This is a genomic window from Pseudomonas sp. RA_35y_Pfl2_P32, from assembly GCF_963970735.1.
GTDB lineage: Bacteria > Pseudomonadota > Gammaproteobacteria > Pseudomonadales > Pseudomonadaceae > Aquipseudomonas.
Genome location: NZ_CAXAQF010000394.1, coordinates 1 through 428, shown reverse-complemented (window position 1 = coordinate 428; position 428 = coordinate 1). Strand labels below are relative to the sequence as shown.

General features: G+C 62.9%; 1 pseudogene. It reads right to left on the bottom strand.

From position 1 onward, the window contains the following. A pseudogene (locus AACY45_RS28860) lies at positions 1 to 428 on the bottom strand (hypothetical protein); the annotation flags it as partial.

The window sequence follows — 428 nt, the reverse complement described above, 5'->3', positions numbered from 1 at the left end:
AAAGCAAAGCGCTCGAACAAGGTCTGCGCCGCGATCTTCGGCATCGCCTGTTCGGGTACGAGCCCGCGCCAGGTCGCATAGCCGACATAGGTGGGATGCGATCTGCTGCCCGCGACGGTCGGGCGGATCTGCGATCCGATTCCGTCGGCACCGATGATCACGTCGGCCTGCTCGCGAGTTCCGTCGGTGTACCTTAGCTCGACACCGGCGCTCCTGTGCTCTGCACCGACAACGTTTCGTCCGTTCTCGTAGCGATCCGGGGGAACGAGTTCGTGGAAGGTGCGAAACAGAACATCCCAGGACAGCTGCGTCTGCGGCATATGGTGACGCTGGATGACCTCTCCCGCACGATCCAGATAGATGCGTTCACGGGCCGTCACGCCGAAATGCGCCAGATGGTCGCGGCCGACTTCGCGCAGCATCGCGAA